General features: G+C 64.1%; 16 protein-coding genes. 11 read left to right on the top strand and 5 right to left on the bottom strand.

The annotated features are described in order from the left end of the window. Window positions 1-89: 89 nt before the first annotated feature. From ACTHNZ_RS24875 to ACTHNZ_RS24860, 4 genes are all read left to right on the top strand, one after another. On the top strand, window positions 90-2,333 hold the full coding sequence (locus tag ACTHNZ_RS24875; protein WP_440545256.1) for a TOMM precursor leader peptide-binding protein: 2,244 nt from the start codon (window positions 90-92) through the stop codon (window positions 2,331-2,333). Between the two features lie 182 nt (window positions 2,334-2,515). Beyond that, a complete protein-coding gene (locus tag ACTHNZ_RS24870; RefSeq protein ID WP_440545255.1) occupies window positions 2,516-3,088 on the top strand; it encodes an AidA/PixA family protein in 573 nt (190 codons plus the stop codon). A gap of 207 nt (window positions 3,089-3,295) precedes the next feature. Next, window positions 3,296-4,825, top strand: coding sequence for a trypsin-like peptidase domain-containing protein (locus tag ACTHNZ_RS24865; RefSeq protein ID WP_440545254.1), 1,530 nt, complete (start codon window positions 3,296-3,298; stop codon window positions 4,823-4,825). Window positions 4,826-5,231: 406 nt separating this feature from the next. Further along, on the top strand, window positions 5,232-5,441 hold the full coding sequence (locus ACTHNZ_RS24860) for a hypothetical protein (protein WP_440545253.1): 210 nt from the start codon (window positions 5,232-5,234) through the stop codon (window positions 5,439-5,441). On the opposite strand, the gene ACTHNZ_RS24855 is transcribed toward ACTHNZ_RS24860, so the two are convergent. After that, window positions 5,442-7,028 (bottom strand): methyl-accepting chemotaxis protein, encoded by a 1,587-nt coding sequence (locus ACTHNZ_RS24855; RefSeq protein ID WP_440545252.1) that lies wholly within the window; start codon window positions 7,026-7,028, stop codon window positions 5,442-5,444. It lies immediately after the preceding gene. A gap of 266 nt (window positions 7,029-7,294) precedes the next feature. On the opposite strand from ACTHNZ_RS24855, the gene ACTHNZ_RS24850 reads away from it, so the two are divergent. The 7 genes from ACTHNZ_RS24850 to ACTHNZ_RS24820 all read left to right on the top strand — a co-directional run bounded on the left by ACTHNZ_RS24850 (window position 7,295) and on the right by ACTHNZ_RS24820 (window position 15,246). Continuing rightward, the gene (locus ACTHNZ_RS24850; RefSeq protein WP_440545251.1) at window positions 7,295-8,815 is read left to right on the top strand and encodes a DcaP family trimeric outer membrane transporter; all 1,521 of its coding nucleotides are present in this window, start codon (window positions 7,295-7,297) and stop codon (window positions 8,813-8,815) included. Window positions 8,816-9,087: 272 nt separating this feature from the next. Further along, window positions 9,088-9,930, top strand: a complete 843-nt coding sequence (locus tag ACTHNZ_RS24845; protein ID WP_440545250.1) for an ABC transporter ATP-binding protein — start codon at window positions 9,088-9,090, stop codon at window positions 9,928-9,930. Further along, window positions 9,927-10,811: an ABC transporter permease gene (locus tag ACTHNZ_RS24840; protein WP_440545249.1), complete on the top strand. Its 885-nt coding sequence runs from the start codon at window positions 9,927-9,929 to the stop codon at window positions 10,809-10,811. The genes ACTHNZ_RS24845 and ACTHNZ_RS24840 overlap by 4 nt, the downstream gene beginning before the upstream one ends. 91 nt (window positions 10,812-10,902) lie before the next feature. Continuing rightward, window positions 10,903-11,952, top strand: a complete 1,050-nt coding sequence (locus ACTHNZ_RS24835; RefSeq protein ID WP_440545248.1) for an ABC transporter substrate-binding protein — start codon at window positions 10,903-10,905, stop codon at window positions 11,950-11,952. 162 nt (window positions 11,953-12,114) lie between these two features. Then, window positions 12,115-12,792 carry a response regulator gene (locus tag ACTHNZ_RS24830; RefSeq protein ID WP_440545247.1) on the top strand — a complete coding sequence of 226 codons (678 nt, stop codon included), beginning with the start codon at window positions 12,115-12,117 and terminating at the stop codon, window positions 12,790-12,792. After that, complete coding sequence (locus ACTHNZ_RS24825; RefSeq protein ID WP_440545246.1) at window positions 12,789-14,162, top strand: sensor histidine kinase; 1,374 nt, start codon at window positions 12,789-12,791, stop codon at window positions 14,160-14,162. Before ACTHNZ_RS24830 ends, ACTHNZ_RS24825 begins: the two co-directional genes overlap by 4 nt. A 73-nt stretch (window positions 14,163-14,235) precedes the next feature. Continuing rightward, complete coding sequence (locus tag ACTHNZ_RS24820; RefSeq protein ID WP_440545245.1) at window positions 14,236-15,246, top strand: ABC transporter substrate-binding protein; 1,011 nt, start codon at window positions 14,236-14,238, stop codon at window positions 15,244-15,246. Between the two features lie 127 nt (window positions 15,247-15,373). On the opposite strand, the gene ACTHNZ_RS24815 is transcribed toward ACTHNZ_RS24820, so the two are convergent. Genes ACTHNZ_RS24815 through ACTHNZ_RS24800 form a run of 4 tightly spaced genes read right to left on the bottom strand, consistent with a single transcriptional unit; the run spans window position 15,374 to window position 21,979 of the window. Next, a complete protein-coding gene (locus tag ACTHNZ_RS24815) occupies window positions 15,374-16,447 on the bottom strand; it encodes a cytochrome C nitrite reductase (protein WP_440545244.1) in 1,074 nt (357 codons plus the stop codon). A gap of 44 nt (window positions 16,448-16,491) precedes the next feature. Further along, window positions 16,492-19,569, bottom strand: coding sequence for an efflux RND transporter permease subunit (locus tag ACTHNZ_RS24810; RefSeq protein WP_440545243.1), 3,078 nt, complete (start codon window positions 19,567-19,569; stop codon window positions 16,492-16,494). Beyond that, window positions 19,566-20,609, bottom strand: coding sequence for an efflux RND transporter periplasmic adaptor subunit (locus ACTHNZ_RS24805; protein WP_440545242.1), 1,044 nt, complete (start codon window positions 20,607-20,609; stop codon window positions 19,566-19,568). The genes ACTHNZ_RS24810 and ACTHNZ_RS24805 overlap by 4 nt, the downstream gene beginning before the upstream one ends. A gap of 2 nt (window positions 20,610-20,611) precedes the next feature. Continuing rightward, window positions 20,612-21,979, bottom strand: coding sequence for a TolC family protein (locus ACTHNZ_RS24800; protein ID WP_440545241.1), 1,368 nt, complete (start codon window positions 21,977-21,979; stop codon window positions 20,612-20,614). Window positions 21,980-22,001 lie beyond the last annotated feature (22 nt).

The following is a 22,001-nucleotide window of genomic DNA, read 5'->3' as shown; positions in this document are numbered from 1 at the left end:
TATGGGCAGCAGCAGCGGCCGCTGTCCTCCCCGCACGCGCCGAAACACTCGCGAGCGCGCATGCGCGTTCGCTTCCACGCGGAGCGCGCATGCTCGACGACCTTTCTCGCAAGCTGCGTTTCAAGCCTCACTTGCTGCTGCTGGACGATGGGCCCGAGACGCTTTATATCGTCGACGAATTCAAGCGCTTCGTTCTGACGGGTCCGATCTTTCCCGCGTTGGCCGCATGCGTGCGAGAGGCGATGACGATCGGGGAGATCGTCGCGGCTTTATCGATGCGGTTTTCCGATCTGGAAATCGTGCGGGCACTCGATCATTTCCGGCAACGCGGCTATGTGCGCGGCGACGAACCCGATTCGCTCGACGCTGTGCGTGGCTTTTACGAACGATCGGGGTTGGACGGCGACGAAGCCTGCGCTCGCGGCCAAACGATCCGCGTCGCGGTCGAAGCCTACGGTGTCGATCCGCAACCGCAGATCGATGCGTTGCGCGCGGCCGGCATCGACGTCTCCACCGACGTCTCTCATGACGCGCCCATCGTCGTCGCGTTGTGCGATAGCTATATGCATCCGGAGCTGTTGATCGCGGAGGAGCGCGCCACGGCCCGCGGCGCGCAACTGCTGCTGGTCAACCCCACCGGCGTGCAAACGCACGTCGGCCCCCTCCTCGGCACGAACGGCGAAACGGCAAGCCCCTGCATGGTCTGCGTGCGGTACTGGATCGGCCTCAATCGCCCGGTCCAAGCGCTGCTGGCACGCCGGCACGGCGAGCGCGCCACGCGTGGACACGCCGTCCACAGCGCTGCGAGCCTGCGCGCCGCGGCGGCGCTCGTCGCCAGCTTCGTCGAGCAAATCGTCGTGAATCGGGAGCGCCGCATTCGGGCGACCCACCACGTCTTCACGCACCGCGCCGATACGTTGGAAGCCCGATGGCACCGCTTGGTCAAGCGTCCGCAGTGCCCCTGCTGCGGCAATCCGGCGTTGATGCGCGAGCAGGCATTTCGGCGGCCCGTGCTCGCCCCCGCCGCCGTGAACGGTCATCGTACCGGCGGCTATCGGACCGAGGACGCGCATACGACGTTCGAGCGATACCAGCATCTCGTCTCTCCGGTCACCGGCCCCATTGCGTATCTGCATCCGATGCCTGGCCGGCACGCTGGATCGCGGTACGTCTATGTCGCCGGCTACCTCGTTTGCCCGCGTTTGCCCGCCCGCGGCAACCGGTTCGACAAAATCGCCTCGGGCAAAGGCAGGACCGAGGCGCAAGCGCGCGTCAGCGCGCTTTGCGAAACGCTCGAGCGCTTCAGCGGCGTCTATCAAGGGGACGAGGCCACGATCAGGGGCAGCATGGCGCAATTGGCGGAAGACGCTTCGCAAAACGGCGCGCCGATTCACGTGAATGACCTCCAACAATTCAGCGCGCTTCAATTCGCGGCGCGCGAAGCGATCAATGCCGCGACCGATGATCCGCGCAAGCAGGTGCCGCGGCGCTTCACCGTCGACACGATCATCGATTGGACGCCGGCTTGGTCGCTCGTCGACGGCACGATGCGCTTGGTGCCGCTCGATTATTGCTTTTCCGAAACGCCCGATGCGCAAGCGGCGAGCTTTTGCATCCACAACCCGAACGGCAGCGCGGCCGGCAGCCGCTTCGAGGAAGCCGTGCTGCAAGGATTGCTCGAACTCATCGAGCGCGACGCCGTCGCGATCTGGTGGTACAACCAGATTCCACGGCCCGCAGTCGATATCGCCAGCTTCCGCGATCCGTACTTCGATACCTTGTCGAAAGAATATGAATCGATGGGATGGACACTCTGGGCCATCGACATCACGCACGACGTGCGCATCCCGGCGTTCGCCGCGCTCGCGCGCCAACCCGAGAGCGGGCGATTCTCGATCGGCTTCGGCTGCCACCTCGACCCGGCGATTGCGCTGCAACGCGCGCTCACCGAGGTCAACCAACTGCTCGACGTCGCCGCGAAGGCCCCGCCGCCCTGGGACAGCGCCAAACTGACGTCCGATCGATTCCTCTATCCCGACACCGGCGTGCCCGCGACCACGGCGACCACCTGGCCCCGCGTAGGCGGCGCCAATCTCGCGCACGACGCCGAATACTGCGTGGGCCGCCTCGCCGCGCTCGGCATGGATACGCTCGTCGTCGACAAAACGCGGCCGGACACCGGCCTGACCGTCGTACAAGCGATCGTGCCGGGGCTGTGTCACTTTTGGCCGCGCTTCGGCGCGAAAAGGCTCTACACGGTGCCTGTCTCCCAGGGCTGGCTCGACCGTCCCCGCGACGAAACGGAGCTCAACCGAGCGTTGCTGTTTCTTTGAGGGCGCCCCCCCGCCGACCCACCATTTGGCGTAATCGACTGTAATCGCGTTTATTCGCGCATTGCCATATCTTCCTTGGGAAGGCAAGGCGTTCGCCGACCAAGGTGCCCGAGGCGTGCATCGGATGCTGAGGTGTCGAACGCGTTTCCTAGCTACGGGGAAAGCGCGACGGAGGCCGACCATTGAATAAAATAATCGACGTCGCCATCGTATTCGATATACAAGCGTTGAACGAAAAGTATCGCAATGCGAGCCGTAATCCGAATGCGCCAACCGCCGTCGATCATGACGATGCTTGTCTGGTCGCGGCAATGCGGAACGTGCCGGATCTGGCGACGCAGGCTACCGCCGATCTGGCACTGACCGCCTTCAGCGGGGACATCGTGCGCTGGCGGACAGTCTCGCTTCCGGGCAGCGGCACGGAGCATGCAGTCATTTACCGCCTTCAGCGCTTCGCCGGGTTGCCGACCACGGGTGCGGCCAAGCCCCGGCTCGCTCGAGCGTGGCGTGCGCTGCCGCGCCTACGAGCCGACGGGACAGTGAATCCCCACGACGGCGAAGGAACGCGCACGCGCAGCTACCGTGTCGATTGCCCCGTCACCGGAACGGGAATGGAACGGTATCAAGTCTGGTTTTACGTTGCCAAGGGCGCGCACGGCGCGGCCTTGAATATCCAAGGGTACTTCTATTGGGACCCTTCGATCACGATCCACGGCCATCTAGAACAGCCTGCCTATGAGCACGGCTTAGCCTGAGAGAGTGGGGCCCGTTCGCATCGCAACGGATGCGTTCGGGCCCCTTGAATTCGTTTCGCGCGCACCGTGCGCTGGCTCACAGCGCCGCCACGCAGTCCCCACGACAATGGGCTCGCAGGTAGACCGACGCCCGTGGCACCACTCGATGACCGGTTAAAAAGGAAAGGCGCGGCCGCCCGCATGAATAACCAATGCAGGGGGTGAACCGTGCGAAGCCAAATTCCGGGGGCCTATGCCTCGACCGTGCGCCGGACCGCAGCGACGATCATATTGCTCGGCGGCGCGGCCGTTCTTCCATCATCGGCAGCGGCTGCGCCAACGGCGGTTGCGCCGGCCAAGACGGCCCATGCGCCGGCTCCGGCACCCGTTTCGACTTCGGCGCCGGCGCAGATCGATTTCGCGGCGATGGTCGATCGCTATGGGCCGGCCGTCGTCAACGTCAGCACAGCGGCAACGGCCGACCCGTCCGGCGATCAAGCGGGCCAGAGCGGCGCCGCCCCGGGCCTCGACAACGTGGACGCCGACGATCCCGTTTTCGCGCTGCTCAGAACGATATCGGCGCCGCCTTCGCAGCCGAGCGTGCCCAATCCGCCGCGGGTCGTCTGGGGCACGGGTTCCGGCTTCATCGTCAGTGCCGATGGCGTCGTCGTCACGACGGCCCATGTCGTGAATCGTGCCGAGCAAGTCACGGTGACGTTGACCGACAAACGCCAATTCAAAGCCGACGTGCTCGCCGTCGATCCGCAAAGCGACATCGCCCTGCTTCAGATCGAACGCGCGGCGAAGTTGCCCGTGGTGCGGCTAGGCGATTCGACGCGCGTGCGCGTCGGCGAGCGCGTGCTCGCGATCGGCGCGCCGGACGGCCCGCAAAATGCCGTTTCCTCGGGACTCGTCAGCGTCACGCCGCATGCGCTGGCGAACGGCGGCACGTTCTCGTTTCTCGAAACCGACATCGCCGGCGAACCGGACGTCTCGGGCGGCCCGCTGCTCGACCGCAACGGAACGGTGATCGGCGTCGATGTTCAGGTCTACGCCGATGCAGGGCAATATCGGAACCTCGCGGTGGCAATTCCGATCGAGGCCGTTCTGAAACTGCGTGCCCAGTTGCAGGAACAAGGCAAGCTGGCCAGCGGAAGCTTGGGCGTGCAGTTGCAGGACGTCGATCCGGGGCTCGCCGCCGCATTCGGTCTACCGCACGCGATGGGGGCGCTCGTCGTCGACGCCGCGCAGCGCACGCACGGCAGCGCGGCAATCGGCCTGAAGCCCGGCGACGTCGTCACGCACGTCAACGGCAAGGCGATCGCCCGTCAAGCCGAGCTGACCGACTACGTCGCCGCATTGCAGCCCGGCACCAGGGTCGCGCTCACGATCGTCCGCAATCGAAGAACGATCCCGCTGACCGCGATCGTCGTCGCCTCGCGCGCCGATCACGCCGACGCACGTGCCGCATCGCCCGCGCAGGGCAGCGCGCTCGAGCGGCTCGGCTTGACCGTCCATGCATTGAGCGATTCGGAGCGCGGCACGACCGGCGTGCAGCACGGCGTGATGGTGGATACCGCCGCGGGTGCGGCGGCGAGCGCAGGGATTCAAGCGGGCGACATCGTGTTGTCCGTCAACAGCGAATCCGTCGCCTCGGCCGAAGCATTGGAACGCTCGATTGCGCGGGGCGGCAAGGAAGTCGCGTTGCTGATCCAGCGCGACGATGCACGAAACTTCATTTCGCTTACGCTTCCTTAGCCGGTGCTTCGTTGGCCGGTGCTTCGTTGGCCTGCGCTTCGCCGCCGAGCGCCACCGGCCGGCTCGATTCCCCGCTGAGCGGAGGCTGAGTCACGAACGGCCGCCGCCGACCCTGACGATCCGCAGACGGCGGACGATCACCGCGGCTGCGGCACAGCCGATGCTGCAACTCAGACGGACGGGCCGCATCCGGCCGGCGCGATGGCTTGGCGTCGACGGAGCGCATCGGCAAGTCGATGAGTTCGGCGGGCGAGTCACACGCCCGCTAAGAAAAACTTAAGGTTGCAGTGCAATAATCTGGGGACTCGATCCATCGCATCGACTGCGTGAGGATGCCGTGACTGGGCGCTTGTCGCCGCTTTCCGGCACCTTTCCGCGATGCACAACGCATTCGAAGGAGTTCGCCATGAAATCGTCATTCGTCATTTCGAAGCCGCGCCGGATCGCATCGGGCGCGCTCGCCATGCTCGCGCTCGTGCTGTTCTCCGGCTGCACGTCCACGATGAGCGCGCAACGCGATGCATCAGCGTCCGGCCATGTCGTCTACGGGTCGGACGGCCATTATGGCGGCTGGGGCACCGGGTTCGGCAGCGACGGCTCGCGCGGCCGCAGCTAGTCACGCCGCAAAAGCCCCGAGATTCGCGGGCCCCTCATCGTCCGCTAGCCTGAACGACGATACCGCGCTGCGCAGGCTAGCGGCTTGCTCCTTCAACGACTGTGCCGCGGCCGACGCCTGCTCGACGAGCGCCGCGTTGTGCTGCGTCACCTCGTCCATCTGTACGACGGCTTGGCTCACCTGTTCGATCCCGCGGCTTTGCTCGCTCGACGCCACCGCGATTTCGCCGATCGTTTGCGCCACGCGCTTGATCGCGTCTTTCACCTCCTCCATCGTCGTGCCGACTTCGGCGGCCTGCCGCGAACCATCCTCGATCATCTCGACCGATCGTCCGATCAACTCCTTGATGTCCTTCGCCGCGGAGGCCGAACGCTGCGCGAGAGAACGCACCTCCGCCGCCACCACGGCGAAGCCGCGGCCCTGCTCGCCCGCGCGCGCCGCCTCCACGGCCGCATTCAACGCCAAGATGTTCGTCTGAAACGCGATCCCCTCGATCACGCTCGTGATGTCGGAAATCTTCGTCGAGCTCTCGCTGATGCGGGCGATCGTGCCGACCATGTTCTGCACCACGCGATTGCCCGCGTCGGCCATCATCGTCGCATTCGTCGCGAGCGCATTCGCCTCACGCGAATTGTCGGCGTTGTGCTTCACGGTTTCGGTCAGCTGCGTCATGCTCGATGCGGTTTCCTCGAGCGAAGCCGCTTGCGTTTCCGTGCGCGCGGACAGATCGGCATTGCCGCTCGCGATTTCGTCGGCCGCCGAGCTCACGGTCTCCGACGTCGACACGATGTCGCGCACGGTCTTGCCGAGCTGCATGTCCATCTTGCGCAAAGCGTCGAGCAGCTTGCCGAATTCGTCGCGCCTCGATGCCGATATGCGATTGCCGAGCTTGCCCTCGGCGATTTGCCCGGCTATGCCGACCGCCTTGCCGAGCGGCGCGGCGATCGCGCGCATCAGAAACATTGAAACGCCGCCCCCGATCAGCACGCCGATCGCAATGAAAGCGATGCTCGTCCACAACACCATGTCGAACGTCGAGCGGCTGTCGCTCGCGAACCGCTGCGCTTTTGCCGCGTTGACGGCGGCATCTTGCTCGAGCGAAAGGCCGAGTGCATCGGAGAGCTGCTCCGCAGACGCGATGGCACCATCGGCCGCGTCGAAGTTGTCCGTCTTCAGCACCGTGACGATGCCCGCTACCTTCGCTTTGAAGGCCGGCAGGGCTTGCGAGACGGTGTCGACGATCGCGTGCTCCTTTTCGTCCCGGAACATCCTGCCACGGGTGTAAGCGGCCCATCCGCGATCGAGCGCCTGAACGTCCGCTTGCAATCCGGGCAACGTTTGCTGAACGCCGGTGTCGGTGCGCAGCGCTTGCATGCGCCGCAGCGCGACACGAACCTTGAGTTGCAGCGCGCGCACTTCCGAGAGCTTGACGATCGGCACGGTCACGCGTGAATAGGAGTCCTCATTATTCTTGGCCATCCTCCATGCGCCGACGAGCCCCGATAAACCGATCGCCACCATCAGCGTAATGCACGCGAGAAAAGACGCGTAAATCTTGAATTTAATCGTTTTGAAAAAGACGCTCATGGTCTGAAGCCCAGCATGTGGTTGTTTTTGCGCATTGTATGCAGGCTCTTTCCGAGAAAGCTGTCAGCGGCCGCCAGGTTTGTAACAACGATCCGGCCGAAGCGCCTTCCCCACGTCTGCCTCGGGTAAGTACGGACAAAAATGCGCCGTTGCTGACAGCCGGTAGACAGCTAGCCATTCCTACCATGCGTCTCACTGCTTCTCGCGATCGATGCGGCACATGCGCCAAGCAGTACTTGGAAAACAATCAAATGCAGGAGACATGGATGAACAGGTGGGCAAATACGAGCAACCAGCGTCCGCGGTGGGTCAAGCGGCCAACCTCGCTAGCGGCGCAAGTCCTTTGCTGCGCCGTCGCCGGATTGACGATGGCGCCGGCTGCGCATGCTGACCAACTGAGCCGGCTCGAGGCGGAAGTCCAAGACCTATCGGCGCAGATCGCGCAACTGAAAACCGCGCAGGCACAACAAGCGGCGACACAAGCGAAGCAGGCGGCCACGCAACAGAAGCAAGCGCAGCAGTTGGCGCGTCCCGTCGCGGTTGCGCAAGCGCCCGGCATCGAGCTCACCCCCATGAAAGCCGAGCAATTGAGCACCTCGGCAGAGTACGTTCAGCGCGGCGCGATGCCCCATTCGTTCCTCGTGCCCGGCACCAATACGTCGCTGAGCATCGGCGGGTTCATCAACTTCCAAGGCATCTACGATCCGACCGAGAACCTGGGCCCGAAATTCGCGATCGGCAATCTCGATCCCAAGGGCAGCAATGCCCGCGCGCAATCGGAACGCACGTTCCACTTCCAGGACAAGGTGTCGCGCTTGGTCGTCGGCTCGAGCACGCCGAGCCCCTACGGGAACATCACGACGAACTTCGGCCTAGACTTCTACGGCTTCACGTCGGGCGGCGACAACAACCAAGCGTTGCAGAACAACAGCTGGGGCGCGCGGATCGTCACGGCCTACGGCACGATCGGGCCGTTCCTCGTCGGTATGGCGAACTCGAACTTCATCGACGATCCCGATTCGTTGGAGTCGTTCGATAATGCCGGCCCCGCCGGCCTGCCCGCCGCACGCACGCCGCAAGTCCGATACACGATGTCGCTCGGCAAGGGCGGTGCTCTGTCCTTCGCGCTCGAAAACCCGCAAACGGGCTATCAAGACACGCGCGACAACATCGAAGCCAACACGAAAACGAATCCGTTCCCCGACCTCTCGGTGAAGTACGAACGCGAGGGCGACTGGGGGCACTTCCAAGTGTCCGGCATTGCGCGCGACCTCGGCTTTACCGATATGAACGGTGCGCGCAAGACCAAGTTCGGCGCGGCGGCCTTGATGGGCGTGACGCTCAATCTTCCGCACAGCAAGGACAACGTCGGCGGCCAAGTCTGGTACGGCGCGTTGGGCCGCTACCTGCCCGACGACTTCGGCGCGAACGTCGCCTCCGTGCTCGCCGTCAACAACGGCACGGCGGCCAATCCCACCGGCGCCACGAACATCGAAATTCAGCCCGACGTAGGCGCGGAACTGTTCTTCCAGCACTGGTGGACCCACAAGCTGCGTTCGAATCTCGGCCTCGGCTACAACCATCAGCAGCTCGCTTCGTGGCTGCCTGCCGATCCGACGAACGCCGTCACCACGAAGACGGTGCACGTCAACCTGATCTACCGCCCCGTTCCCACGGTCGACGTCGGCCTCGAAACGATGTACGGGCAAAAGACCTTCCAAGCCGGCACCGGCCTCGGCACCCAGGCGGCTTGGCGCGTCGAAGCCGGCGGTATCTGGCACTTCTGATCGCCATCGCCATAGCCATTCCCTCAGCATGAGCGGCATGCGGAAAACCCGGTCCCGCATGCCGCCCTTTCACGGAGGACGTACCGGCCACTCGAGCACAGCAACGAACGCAACGTCATCAGGTAAGTCGCCGCTTTTTCCGATTCCCGTCCCGTAGCAACGGATACCCGAAAAGGCGATCGGCCAGGAGCGCGAAACGGAAAAATCCGGCGGCGCAAGATCAATGCAATCCGCCCATCGGTCAGCGATGGGCCCATGAAATAAGGTTTGTCATGTCAGAAACTTCAACGAGGCGAGGAGGCGTTCAGTTCTCCGGGGTGACGAAGCGCTTCCCCACGCGCGACGGCTCCGAGAAAACCGCGCTGCGCGACGTCGACCTCGTCATCGAGCCCGGAATGTTCTGTGCCGTGGTCGGTCCGACCGGCTGCGGCAAATCCACGACCCTCACGCTCGCAGCGGGGCTCTATCGGCCGAGCGCCGGCGTCGTGCGCGTATCGGGCGAGGTCGTCGACGGCATCACGAGCGATGCGGGCTTCGTCTTTCAAAACGATGCCCTGCTGCCCTGGAAATCGATTCTCAAGAACGTCGCGCTCGGCCCGATCTTCCGCGGCGTCCCGAAAAAGCAAGCGACCGAAGAAGCGCGCGAATGGCTGCGCACGGTCGGGCTCGCCGGTTTCGAAGATTATTTCCCCTATCAACTGTCGGGCGGCATGCGCAAGCGTGTGAGCCTTGCAGCCGCGCTCATCAACAAGCCCTCGATGCTGCTCATGGACGAGCCGTTCTCGGCGCTCGACGTGCAAACGCGCGCCATCATGTCCAACGAGCTGCTGCGCCTGTGGGAGCGCACCCGTCCTTCGGTGATCTTCGTGACCCACGATCTCGAAGAGGCCATTGCGCTGGCCGATCGCGTCGTCGTCATGACGGCCGGGCCTGCCACCGTCAAAGCCGTATTCGACATCGATCTGCCGCGCCCTCGCGGCGAAGTGCAGGAAATCCGGTTTCATCCGCGTTTCCTCGATCTCTATCAACAAATCTGGGAGTCGCTGCGCGAGGAAGTCGAGCAAGCCTATGCGCGCACGGCGTCCGTTTCCACTCTCAAGGGGAATGCGGCATGACGAGCATGAACTCCAGCACACAACTGAAATCAGCGGCCGTCGATCCGAGCGACGTGGCGGGAAATGCGCGGCGCCGCGCGCAGCGCCGCAAGACAGCGGTGCTGCTCGGACGAATCGCATTGTTCGTGCTCATCGTGGGCGGCTGGCAGCTACTCACCTCGTGGGGCGTCATCGATCCGTTCTTTTTCGGTTCGCCGAGCGGCATCGTCACGCGCCTCGTCGATTGGGCGCAGAAAGGCACGGCCTATGGTTCGTTTTGGCTGCAGATTTGGGTCACGCTCGAAGAATCGCTGCTCGGTTTCGTTGCCGGCGTCACGAGCGGCGTCCTGCTCGGGGTGCTGCTCGGCGAAATCCCGTATCTCGCCGACGTCGTCGGCCCGTACATCAAAGTCGTCAACGCACTGCCCCGGATCGTGCTCGGATCGGTCTTCGTCATGTGGCTCGGCCTGGGCATGCCGTCGAAAGTGGTGCTGGCCGCCGTGCTGGTCTTCTTCGTGGTCTTTTTCAACGCATTCCAAGGCGTGCGCAGCGTCGATCGCAATCTGATCGCCAACGTTCGCATTCTCGGCGCGTCGCGCTTCGAAGTGATCTGGCACGTCGTCTTCCCCTCGGCCATGACTTGGATCATCGCAAGCCTTCACGTTGCACTGGGTTTCGCGATCATCGGCGCGATCGTCGGCGAATTCCTCGGCGCGCAGCAGGGCCTGGGGCTCGTCATCGCCACCGCGCAAAACACGTTCGACGCCAACGGCGTATTCGGCGCCATGCTCGTCATCGGGATCATCGCACTGAGCGCGGAAGTGCTCATGGGCATCCTCGAGAAGAAACTGCTCTCGTGGCAACCGCCTTCCGCGAACGACGGCGGCCGAGCCGACGCGTGAAGCCGGAACGGCGATAGCAGTTCAGTTAGGTTAGGTCTACCCAATAAGAGATCCCGCCATGGGATCTCCGATAACCAAGGAGATGTGTGTCATGAAGCAGAAATCACGCGCGACGATGTTGCTGGCCTCTCTGGCGTGCGCCGCGGGGGTATTCAGTTCCGCCGCCATGGCAGCCCCGCTGCCCAAGGTCACGCTGATGGTGGGAGGCATCGACAAGCAGATCTATCTGCCGTATCAACTGGCCCAGAATCTCGGCTTCTTCAAGAAGTACGGCGTCGACATGCAGTTGAGCACGGAAACGGCGGGCGGCGTGGGCGCCGAGGATGCCGTGGTGTCGGGACAGGTCGACATGGCCGGCGCATGGTACGTGCATACGCTCGAATTCCAGCAGCACGGCAAGAACGTGATCGGCATCGTGCAACTGAGCGGCGCGCCGGGCGAGCGCGAAATGTGCACGCCCGATTCCGGCGTGAAGACACCGGCCGATTGGAAAGGCAAGGCCGTCGGCGTCACGGACGTCGGTTCCGGCACGGACGACCTCACGCTGTATCTGGCCGCCCGCTATCACCTCACGTCGAAGGACTTCACGCGCGTGGGCGTGGGAGCAGGCCCGACGCTGATCGGCGCGCTCAAGCACCATCGCATCGTCTGCGGGATGACGACGCAGCCGACGGTCAACGCCGTCGAGAAAATGAAGGTCGGCGTCTCGGCGATCGACCTCGCGACGGGTCCCGGCGTCAACAAATGGCTCGGCGGGTATTGGCCGACGGCCAGCGTGCTCGCGCGCGCCGATTGGGTGAAGGCCCACCCGACCGAGACGCAAGCGGTCGTGAACGCGATGGTCGCCACGATGCACTGGATCAACACGCATAGCGCGGCCGACATCGCCAATAATCTCCCGCCCGACTTCGTCAGCAATCAGCTTTCGTCGAAGCAGGAGTACATCGACGCCCTCGCGCAAGATAAAGGACAGTTCCTGCCCGACGGCATGATGCCCAAGAACGGCCCGGAAACCGTGCTGGCTGTCGAAAAGCTTGCGGGCAAGATCGACAAGCCGATCGACCTCGCGAAGACCTACACGGACGACTACGTGATCAAAGCCAATGCCATGCTCGCCAAAGAGGGGAATGCAGGGAAATAACCGATTGCGCAATATCCGGGAGACATTTAATTTCCATTGATCATTAAAATACTCCCGGCAAATCGGCAAGCGTATTGGGGGATATTCGCGGCAGCGCGAATGCCCCCGACTCGACAGGCCGTCCGCATCGGCGGCGAGTAGACGGGAAGCTTGGTGGCCTCGATGAAATTGCTGCTCGTGGAAGACAATTTGGAGTTCGCGCTTTGGCTCAGCAAAGCGCTGCAGGCGGAGCGGTTCGACGTGGAATGCGTGCACGACGGCACGGCCGCCATCGATCGCATGAGCCGGTCCCAATACGATTTGCTGCTGCTCGATCTTCGTCTGCCCGGGATCGATGGACGTAACGTTCTCAGCAGCATTCGACGCCGCCGCAACGATACGCCCGTGCTCGTGGTCACCGCCAACGGCTCGGTCGATGCCAAGGTCGACTGCCTCGATCTCGGCGCCGACGATTACGTCGGCAAGCCCTTCGAAATGCGCGAACTCGTCGCGCGCATCAAGGCGCTGATCAGACGGCACGGCCGCAGTAGCCAATCCGTCGTTCAATGCGCCGACCTTCAATTCGACCTCGACACGCACGAATTCCGCGCGGGCGGACGGCCGCTCGAATTGACGCTTCGCGAACATCACGTGCTCGAAACGCTGATGCTGCGCCAAGGCAAGACCGTCACCAAGGCGCAGTTGATGGTGAAGGTGTTCGACATCGGCAGCGAAGCGAGCGAAAACGCGATCGAAACTTACGTGCACCGCCTGCGCCGCAAGCTGTCGGGTTCGCAAGCGCGCATCCTCACGCTGCGCGGGCTCGGATACTTGCTGCGCGACGCGAACGCGGCAACATGAGCCAGCTTCGGGTTCGGCTGCTGTTGTGGGTGCTCGTGCCCATGACGCTCGTGCTGGCCTTGATGGCCATCGTCTCTTGGCAAAACGCGCGGCGCACCGCCTTGCTCGTCCAAGACCGCCGCTTGCTCGCATCGGCCGAAGTGATGGCCGGCCAAGTCCGCTGGCAACAAGACCGAATCAGCGCGGAGACGCCCCCCGCGGCGCTGCAGATGTTCGCCTCGCGCGAGCAAGACCGCGTCTACTTCCAGGTGCGGACGGCGCCCGGCGACGTGCTGGCCGGGTGGCCCGATTTGACGAAGGGCGACCTCGCGCCCGAAGATGCCCCGCGCTACAGCAATCTCGAATACCACGGCGATGCCCTGCGCATGGTCACGTTGACGCGCCGCCTCTATCGCGGCGGCCAGACGACTGCAATTCTCGTCAGCGTGGCGGAAAGCCGCCATGCCTATCATCATCTGCTGCAAACGCTGTGGCGTCCCGTGCTCGTGCAAGAATCCTCTCTATTGGCGCTCGCCCTCGCGCTCATGGTGATCGGGCTCACGCTGGAGCTCAAGCCCCTGCTCGCCTTGCGCCGCGACCTGCAAGCGCGTGAGACCGACGATTTTCGGCCGCTCGGCACGATGCAGCTTCAGCGGGAATTGCGCCCCATCGTCGATACCATCAACCAGTACGCAACGCGCCTGACCGCTCAAATCAACATCCAAAAGCGATTCATCGCGGATGCCGCTCATCAGATGCGCACGCCGGTGGCCATCATGAGCACACAGCTCGACTACGCCGCGCATCTGTCGCGCGACCCTGAACTGAGCGAGACGTTGCGCGCCATCCGTGCCAGCGCCCGTCGGCAGAAGGATCTCATCAATCAGTTGCTGAGCTTGTCGCACGCCGAGTCGAGCCGCGGCGCCAATTTGCCGCGGAAACGAGCGAACGTCCTCGAGCTCGTGCAGGAAGTACTCGTCGATTTGTCCGTCCTCGCCGACGACAAGTCGATCGATCTCGGCTTGAGCGCCGACAGCGCCGCGGTTTCGATCTGGACGTATCCGACACTGCTGCACGCGATCACGTTCAATCTCGTCGATAACGCGATCCGCTATACGCCGCATGGCAGCCACGTCACGGTTCACGTCGGGCCCCATGAAGGCGGCGCCGTTCTGCAGGTCGACGATACGGGACCCGGCATTGCCGAAGCGCTGAAGGCGCGCGTGTTCGAGCGTTTCAGCCGCGGCAGCATGTCGGACAACGACGGCTTCGGGCTCGGCCTTGCGATCGTCAGCGAAGCCGTGAAAGCATGCGGTGCGCAGATCGCACTCGAGACACGGCCGACGGGCGGATTGAGCGCCATCGTCCGGCTGCCGTTCGACGAAACGTGAGCACCATGCTCGACATTGCACGACGCGGCGCCTCGCGACGTGCAAGTACAAAAGATAAAACGGAGAGACCAGGATGGGTACCGTAAGAAACGCCGTCGTCACAGCCGCGTTCGTGCTTGGCACGTGCTCGGCGGCGAGCACCGCCTGCGCCGGGGAAACGATCACCCTCATGGTCGGGGGCATCGACAAGATCATCTACCTGCCCGCCATACTGGCCAAGCGCCTCGGCTATTTCGAGCAGCAGGGATTGGACGTCGACGTCGTGACCGAACCGGCCGGCGTCAATGCCGAGGACGAGTTGATCGCGGGCGCCGTGCAAGGCGTCGTCGGCTTCTACGATCACACGATCGATCTGCAAAGCAAAGGCACCAACGTCGAATCGCTCGTCCAGTTCGCCTCGGCGCCCGGCGAAGTCGAGCTCGTTTCGTCGGCATTCGCGGCCAGCATCAAATCGCCGGCCGATTTCAAGGGGCACACGCTCGGTGTGACCGGCTTGGGATCTTCAACGGACTTTCTGACCGAGTACCTGACGAAGAAGTTCGGGCTCCAAAGGAACGACTATCGGCTCTTACCCGTCGATGCCGGCAAAACGTTCATCGACGCCATGCGCCGTCGCCTCATCGTCGCGGGGATGACGACCGATCCCACGGCGTCCGAACTGCTCGCGAGCCGCCAAGCCAAAGTGTTGATCGATCTGAGAACCGAAGCGAGCACGCGCGAGGCGCTGGGCGGCATCTACCCGTCGGGATGTCTCTACATGCGTGTGGCTTGGGTGGAGTCGCATCCCGACGAGGCACGCAAGCTCACGCACGCTTTCGTCGAAACGCTGCGATACATCCACTCGCACAGCGCCGAGCAAATCGTCGATCAATTGCCGCGCAGCTACTACGAGAAGAGGAAGGCCCTCTACGTTGCCGCGGTCAAGGCATTTCAGCCCGCGTTTTCCACCGATGGCCGCATGCCGGAAAGTGGCCCGCGGACGGTACTTGCCATTCTTTCCGCGATCGATCCGAGCGTCGAAGCCACCGACGTGGATTTGTCGAAGACCTACACGACGGCGTTTTTGGACGAACCGGGCGAGTGACCGCCTGGCAGCGGCGCGGCGCGCGGAACGAAATGGATGAGCCTTGCGCTTTCGCCGACGGCGCGACGGCTGAGAGACCCAGCGACCCAGCGCCCCAGCGCCTGAACGGCTGAATGATCGCGCGGCTTCAATGCGCGAATACTTCGACGCACCCGTTCGGACAGGCTTTGTCGCCGGCGGCGACCGGAACGAAGAGTGTGCCGTCGTCGCTTGCAACCGAATGCGCCTCGTTACCGCTCGGCAGATTGCCGAGCCAGCGCTGATGCACGGCATCGATGATGCCGACGACGGGGCCACCGGGGTTGGCGACCGCCGACAACGCGTAACGCCGAGTGCTCGGGTCGTACCAGATCTCGTCCGAGCCGCCGACGCGATTGAACGTTTTGATGACCTTGCCGGTCCTGGCATCGAGCAGCAGCGAGCGCGCCGCGAATCCGGCATGCACGGCATCGTTGCTGCATCCGACGAGCATTTGCGGCGCGGGCCCCATCACGAGTCCCGCCGGCATGCATGCCGCCACTTCGTCGAATCCCACGAGCTTGCCCTGCTTCGGATCGATGATACCCACCGCGCCCCTTTCCGGCTTGCCGTCGAGCTCGGGAATCGCGACGAAGATCTTGCCGCTTTGCGGGTCCCAAACCGGCTGTTCGACGCCGCTCGTCGCGCGCTTCAATACGATTTTCGATTGAACGGCATAAGGCGGATTGGAGGAAATCAACGAAACGAACGGCGGTTCCTCGGCATCGTTGACGGCCGCGATCAAGTGATCGCGCGGGTCGTAGGCCATCTCGTCGACGCGCTTGGCGCCGCCCGTCGAGACCAGTGCGACGACACGATGCGATTTCAGATCGATGATCCGGACTTGGCTATTGCCGTCACCGGCCCACACCTGCCGCTGATCGACGAGGACGACGCCGTTCGGTCCCGCTTGGTCGCCCCGTCCTCCGGCGAATCCCCCCACGCGCGCCAAAAGCCTATGGCTACGCGTATCGATCAGATCGACGGCTGCGTTGGACCGATCGGACAGCGCGTAGAGTCCCCCCTGAGCGAACCCGATGTCGAAGCTCTTCAATGGGGCGCCGGGCAAGACGATGCGGTCCACCAAGCGAGCGGGCTCGGCCGCGTCAGCGCAAGCAAAGAATGAGAGCGTAAGCGAAAGAGCAGAGAGCGCAATGGCGGCAGTGCGGGCAAGGTTCGACATCGTTTCGTCCGTGAATGATTTAGGCAAGGCGCAGCGCTCCCCTTTCATGATGATGAGGATGCGGCTTCGCTTCGACGCACCGTCAGCCCCATGATGACCGGCATCGCCAACAAAACCAGCGGCAGTTGCACGAATGCGCCCGCGATGATCGCGATCGCGAGCGGCTGCAGCATCTGATCGCCCGATCCGCTGATCGCCGCCCCGAGCGGGACGAGCGCGAGAATCATCGCCAGCGTGCTCATCGTGATCGGGCGCAGACGGTTCAGGGCGGCCTCGCGCAACGCCTCGCGCGGTGCCATCGTCTCGCGCAGCAACTGGTACTCGGAAACGAGGAAGATCGCCATCTCGGTCGCGATGCCGATGATCATCACCATCCCCATCATGGCCGTGATGTTGAGCTCGACGCCGGTAGCCCAAAGGCCGATGAATACCGCCCCGGTCGAAAACAGCGACGTCCCCATGATGATGAGCGGCACGAGCGCTTCGCGATAGAGGAACAGCAACAGGATGATTTCAGCGGTCACGGCCGCCGCGAACACTCTGATCATGCCTTTGACGGCCATCTGCTGTTGCTTGTAGGCGCCGCCGAACGCGTAGGTCACGCCGGGCGGCAACACGCCCGGCTTTTGCAACGTCGTGCGCACCGCGGCGATCGTCGAGCCGAGATCGTGTGCCCCGCTGATCTGCGCCGTCACCGCGACGATTTGCTGGAGGTTGTCGCGCGTCAATTGCGGCTGTCCCGACACGAAGCGCGTCTTCGCCACCGTACTCAAGGCAAACAGCTGGCCGTTCGGGCCTCGAATCGGCAGTTCGCCGAGCGTGTCGCGATAGATCACTTTTTGCGGCGGGCTGAGCCGAAGCCGCACGCCGACATCTTGGACCTTGCCGAGATAACGCGTCACGACCGAACCGTTCAGGTAGTGGTACACCTGCTCTTTGACGTCGGCGGGCGTCATGCCTTCGAGCGCGGCGGCAGCCGGATCGACGTTGATCTCGAGCGCGTCACCGGCCGGCACGACACCGGTGTCGACCGAGGCGGGCTCGATGCCCGGAATCTTCCCGATCGCGTCGGCCACCTTCTTCGCCACCGAGCCCAGCACGTCGGGATCCTTCGCGCTCAGTTGAATCACGACCGGCTGGCGACGGCCCACCATGTCCCCGATCATGTCGCTCATCAGTTGGTGCGTATCGAAGTCGATGCCGGGCACCTTCTGTGTCACCTCGCTCGAAATGCCGTCCATGACCTTCCAAATGTTCGGACGCTTCGACGGATCGACGAGATGAACGAAGAAGTCGCCCTGATAGGTCTCGGTCAGATCGCCGCCGAGCCCTGCCCCGGTACGGCGCGAATAGGTATCGACATAGGGATCGTTCTTGAGAATCGCCTCGACCTGCCGCAATTCGCGGTTCGTCTCGCCAAGCGACGTGCCCGGTGCGGTTTGGTAGTCGAGCACGAAGCCGCCCTCGTCCATGCGCGGCAAGAAGCCCGTCCCGACGTGTTGATAGGCAAGATACCCGGCACCGGCCAAAACGACGAGCCCCGGCACGATCAGCCATGGCGCGCGGAACATCGCGTCGAGACAACGCGCGTGCGTGCGCCGCAGCCATGTCTCCTTGCCGTGCCCGGGGTCGGTCCACGCCTTGAAGTCGATCATCGCCCTCGCGAGCAGCGGCGCGGTAAACGCCGTGAGAAAAAACGAAATGATCAGCGACGACGCCATCGTCAACGACAGAAACTTGAAGAAGGCGCCGGTGACACCGTCCAAAAACGCCAGCGGCACGAAGATGATCGTGGTGGCAAGCGTCGAGCCGAACAACGGCGACAGGAATTCGCGCGCGGCGTGCAGCACGCCGATGTGAGGGTCTTCCTCGTCGGGATGGCCGGCTCGGCGTGCGATATGCTCGATCATCACGATCACGTCGTCGATCAGCAGTCCGATCGCCGCGGCGATGCCGCCCAACGTCATGATGTTCAGGGTCATGCCGAGCAGCCACAGAATCAGTACGCTGCACAGCACCGACATCGGCACGACGATCATCGCGACGGCCGTGACGCGCCAATTGCGCAAGAAAGCGAAGAGGACGCCCGCGGCAAATACGAGGCCGATCGCGATGGCCTCCTCGAGCGCGGCGATCGACGAACGGACCAGTTCGGTCTGGTCGTACCACTTGTACAGGTGGATCGCGCTCGGTTGCGTCTTCATGAAAGCATCGAGACGCTGCGTCACGAGCTTGGCGAGGCTCAGCGAATCGGCGCGGTCTTGCTGATAGACGTCGAACGTCACCGCCGCATGGCCGTCGTTGTTGACCAGCAGCCATTGCGGCTCCGAGCCCATCTTGACCTGCGCGATCTGCTCGAGCGGAACGACGCCGCCTTTGCCGGTATGCACGGTCGCCCGACGAACCGAGTCGAGCGACGTGAAGGCATTGTTCTCGACGGCCAAGTACAGCAAATCGTTGTCTTCGAGCCGGCCGACGGCCGCCACCGTATTCGTCGACGCAAGCGCTTGCGCCACATCCGATACGGTCAACCCATAGGCTCGCAGCGTCTGCGGCGCGATCGACACCTCGACTTCCGGCGTCTGGCCGCCGAGCACCCCGATGCGCCGAATACCCGCAATGCCCGTCAGCATCGGCAGGATCTGATAGCGCGCGATCTGCCTCAAATCGGAGAGCGACGTCTTATCGGATTGCAGCGCATACGAGACGAACGGCATGATGACGTTCGGGCTCATCTGAATGGCGCCATAGGTGACGCCCTGCGGGAGGTCGGCCATCTTTTGAGCGAACGCCGCATCGACGCTGAGCAGCGCCCGGCTCATATCCGAGCCCCACGGAAAATCCACGAAGATTTCCGCCGAACCGCGCGAGGTCGTGGAAGAAACGTCGACGGCACCCGGCACCGCGCGGGCAGCCGCTTCGAGCGGCTCGGTCACGTCCACGAGCATTTGCTTGGCCGGCATGTCGCCCGCATCGACCTCGATGCGAATGCGCGGAAAGCTCGTCAACGGAAAGAGGCCGACGGGCAAGCTGATCGCAGCGTAAATGCCGGCCAGCGTCAGGACGAAAGCCACGGCCAGGACAGGGAGGCGATGTCGGTGGAGCCATCCGGCAAACGTCATTGCGCCTCCTTCCCGTCCCGCTTGGCGACGCGCATGCGCATCCCGTCATCCAACTGATAATTGCCGGAGAGCACGATGGGCTGGCCGGGGTTCAGGCCGTCGCCGCGAATGACGTCCTCGTCGGCGTGCGTGCCGGCCACGCTGACGTCGACCTTCCGCGCTTTCATCGCGTCGTCCTGTACCACGTAGGTATCCCCATGATCGTTCACGAGGATCGCCGCATGAGGCACGACGTATCCCTCGGTCTTGCCGACGGTGATCGTGGCATCGGCGGCTTCCCCGGGCAAGAAATGACCGGGCGGCAAAGCGATTTCGATCGGTACGAGGCCGGTCGATGGATCGACCATCGATCCTCGCTGCACGACGGTGCCGGGCCAGCGCTGATCCCCACCTACGGCCGCGACGTTGGCGACATCCCCCTTTCCGACGAGCATCGCCTGTGCGGGCACGACGCCGACCTTGAGCACCGCCTTCTCCGCACTCGCGAGCTCGAGCAACGGCGTGCCGGCGGAAGCCAAGGTTCCCAGCGTGGCCGATAGACGTAGGACGATCGCGCGAAACGGCGCGCGCAGCACCTGCGCGCCGGCCGCGCCTTGCGCGTCCAAGGCGGCCAAGTTCGCCTTCGCGTCCGATTCGGCCTTTTGCGCATCGGCCAACTGCTGGGCCGTCGCGAGATGTTGCGCGGCCATCTGCTGCGTGCGCGCCGCCAACTGCCCGGCCACTTTCAGCGCCGATCGCGCCTGCACGTAAGCGGCCGTCGTCTCCGGGCTCGGCTTCAATTGCAGTAAAGGCGCGCCGGCCGCGACCTCTTCACCCTCTCGCACGTACAGCGCCTGCACGACCGCGGACGTCGCCGCCGTCACGGTTCGGCTCGCGCCGGCCGATGCCTGCACGACGCCATACGCTTGCACGGTGCGCGGCAGGCTGCCCTGCCGCAAGGCCGTTTGCGTGACGAGCACGCTCGGCTCGCCGGCGTCGGCCAAGGCATAGCTCGACCAGGCGGCCAGCATGGCCACCGTCAGAATGTATCGGTGCTTCACGTTTACCTCACGGGGTCGAGCGGGGCGATGCGGGTTGAAGGGAGCCCCAAGCCGAGTTCCAAGGCGAGCCCGATGCGCGCCTCGTCGAGGCCGCGCTCGAGATTGATTGCATCGAGGCGCCGATCCGACGCCGCCGATTCGTAATCGACCAGCGTGCGCGCGTCGAGATCGTTTTGCTGATAGGCGCTTTTCGCGGCAGCAGCCCGTGCTTCGGCCGCTTCAGCCGCGCGCTCGGCCTGCGTGAGCTCGAGCGTCATGCGGCGGCTGCGGGCGGCGAGCGCGAGCGCAGTGGACGCGCTATCGTCGAGCCTGCTCTGATATTGCTCGTGGAGGATGAGCCGCGTCGCCCGCGTCTTGGCCACCGCCCCCTGGTTCCGATTGAATATCGGCAAATCGAACGTCGCGGTGGGGCCGGCCGTTCTGACGTCCGACGTGTCGGATGAATAGGAGCCGCCCAGCACGAACGCGGGGAACTGGCCGAGGATGGCGGCGCGAACGTCTTCGTCGGCAGAGCGATAGCCGAGCTGAAGGGCAACGAGATCCGGGCGCCGGGTAGACACCGTCGCGATCTGCCGATCCAGGTCGGGCGCGATCTCGGGAACTTGGGGCTTCGCAATGGCGAATCTGACGTCGGGCCTCAGGCCAAGCAGCGCGTCCAGATCCTGCCAGTTCTTGAGCTCGTCGAGGCGCATCGATCCGAGCGCACGTTCGCTCGACGCCGCGGATGCCAACAACGGGCCGGATTCCGCAAGGCTCATGCTGCCCGCGCTCACGGCGCCCTGCACGGCCGAAGCCGCCTGCTGCACCGCGCGAAGCTGCGTTTGGCTGCGCTCGATCGAACGCTCGCCCCAATAGATATCGACGGCCAGCAGCCGCGCCTTTTGCGCGACTTGCCATTCGTTCCACAGCAGATTCGCGTCGACCTCGGCCACGTGCGCCCGCGCCGACGCCACGCGGCTTCGATAGGTCACGAGCGAGGCGACGTCTTGCGCGAGCGATGCCGTGAACGCGCCCGTCGTGCCCGGCCCGCCCAGCAGTGCCGCATAGCCGAGGCTCACGGAGGGATTGGGCAGCGTGGCGCTTTGCGTCACGTCCGCTCGGGCGAGCGCCGACTCGCCGCGCTCCGTTCTGAGCTCGGGATCGTTGAGGATGGCGAGCAAGCCGATTTGGTCGACGCTGAGCGGACGATCGACATCGATCGCCACGGCGCTCCCCCCCGGTTCCGGCGCGGGCAGCGTATGCCTGATCGCCCCGATGCGATCGGCCAATTGCGCGTGCTCGGCAAGCGGTAACGGATGATACGAGGCACATCCGCCGGACGCGAGTGCGCCCGCCAACGCGCCCAGCATGGACAACAGTCTGCTTCTCATGTCGTGCAGCCCAGACCTTTCG

The organism is Trinickia sp., assembly GCF_051953955.1.
Lineage (GTDB): Bacteria > Pseudomonadota > Gammaproteobacteria > Burkholderiales > Burkholderiaceae > Trinickia.
This window is presented reverse-complemented; position numbering and strand designations above follow the sequence as displayed.

What these genes read in the sequence shown, in the direction of transcription:
- ACTHNZ_RS24875 (WP_440545256.1), top strand. Translation starts at nt 90, where the DNA reads ATGCTCGACGACCTTTCTCGCAAGCTGCGTTTCAAGCCTCACTTGCTG.
- ACTHNZ_RS24860 (WP_440545253.1), top strand. Translation starts at nt 5,232, where the DNA reads ATGAAATCGTCATTCGTCATTTCGAAGCCGCGCCGGATCGCATCGGGC.
- ACTHNZ_RS24855 (WP_440545252.1), bottom strand. Translation starts at nt 7,028, where the DNA reads ATGAGCGTCTTTTTCAAAACGATTAAATTCAAGATTTACGCGTCTTTT.
- ACTHNZ_RS24850 (WP_440545251.1), top strand. Translation starts at nt 7,295, where the DNA reads ATGAACAGGTGGGCAAATACGAGCAACCAGCGTCCGCGGTGGGTCAAG.
- ACTHNZ_RS24845 (WP_440545250.1), top strand. Translation starts at nt 9,088, where the DNA reads ATGTCAGAAACTTCAACGAGGCGAGGAGGCGTTCAGTTCTCCGGGGTG.
- ACTHNZ_RS24840 (WP_440545249.1), top strand. Translation starts at nt 9,927, where the DNA reads ATGACGAGCATGAACTCCAGCACACAACTGAAATCAGCGGCCGTCGAT.
- ACTHNZ_RS24835 (WP_440545248.1), top strand. Translation starts at nt 10,903, where the DNA reads ATGAAGCAGAAATCACGCGCGACGATGTTGCTGGCCTCTCTGGCGTGC.
- ACTHNZ_RS24830 (WP_440545247.1), top strand. Translation starts at nt 12,115, where the DNA reads ATGAAATTGCTGCTCGTGGAAGACAATTTGGAGTTCGCGCTTTGGCTC.
- ACTHNZ_RS24825 (WP_440545246.1), top strand. Translation starts at nt 12,789, where the DNA reads ATGAGCCAGCTTCGGGTTCGGCTGCTGTTGTGGGTGCTCGTGCCCATG.
- ACTHNZ_RS24820 (WP_440545245.1), top strand. Translation starts at nt 14,236, where the DNA reads ATGGGTACCGTAAGAAACGCCGTCGTCACAGCCGCGTTCGTGCTTGGC.
- ACTHNZ_RS24815 (WP_440545244.1), bottom strand. Translation starts at nt 16,447, where the DNA reads ATGTCGAACCTTGCCCGCACTGCCGCCATTGCGCTCTCTGCTCTTTCG.
- ACTHNZ_RS24810 (WP_440545243.1), bottom strand. Translation starts at nt 19,569, where the DNA reads ATGACGTTTGCCGGATGGCTCCACCGACATCGCCTCCCTGTCCTGGCC.
- ACTHNZ_RS24800 (WP_440545241.1), bottom strand. Translation starts at nt 21,979, where the DNA reads ATGAGAAGCAGACTGTTGTCCATGCTGGGCGCGTTGGCGGGCGCACTC.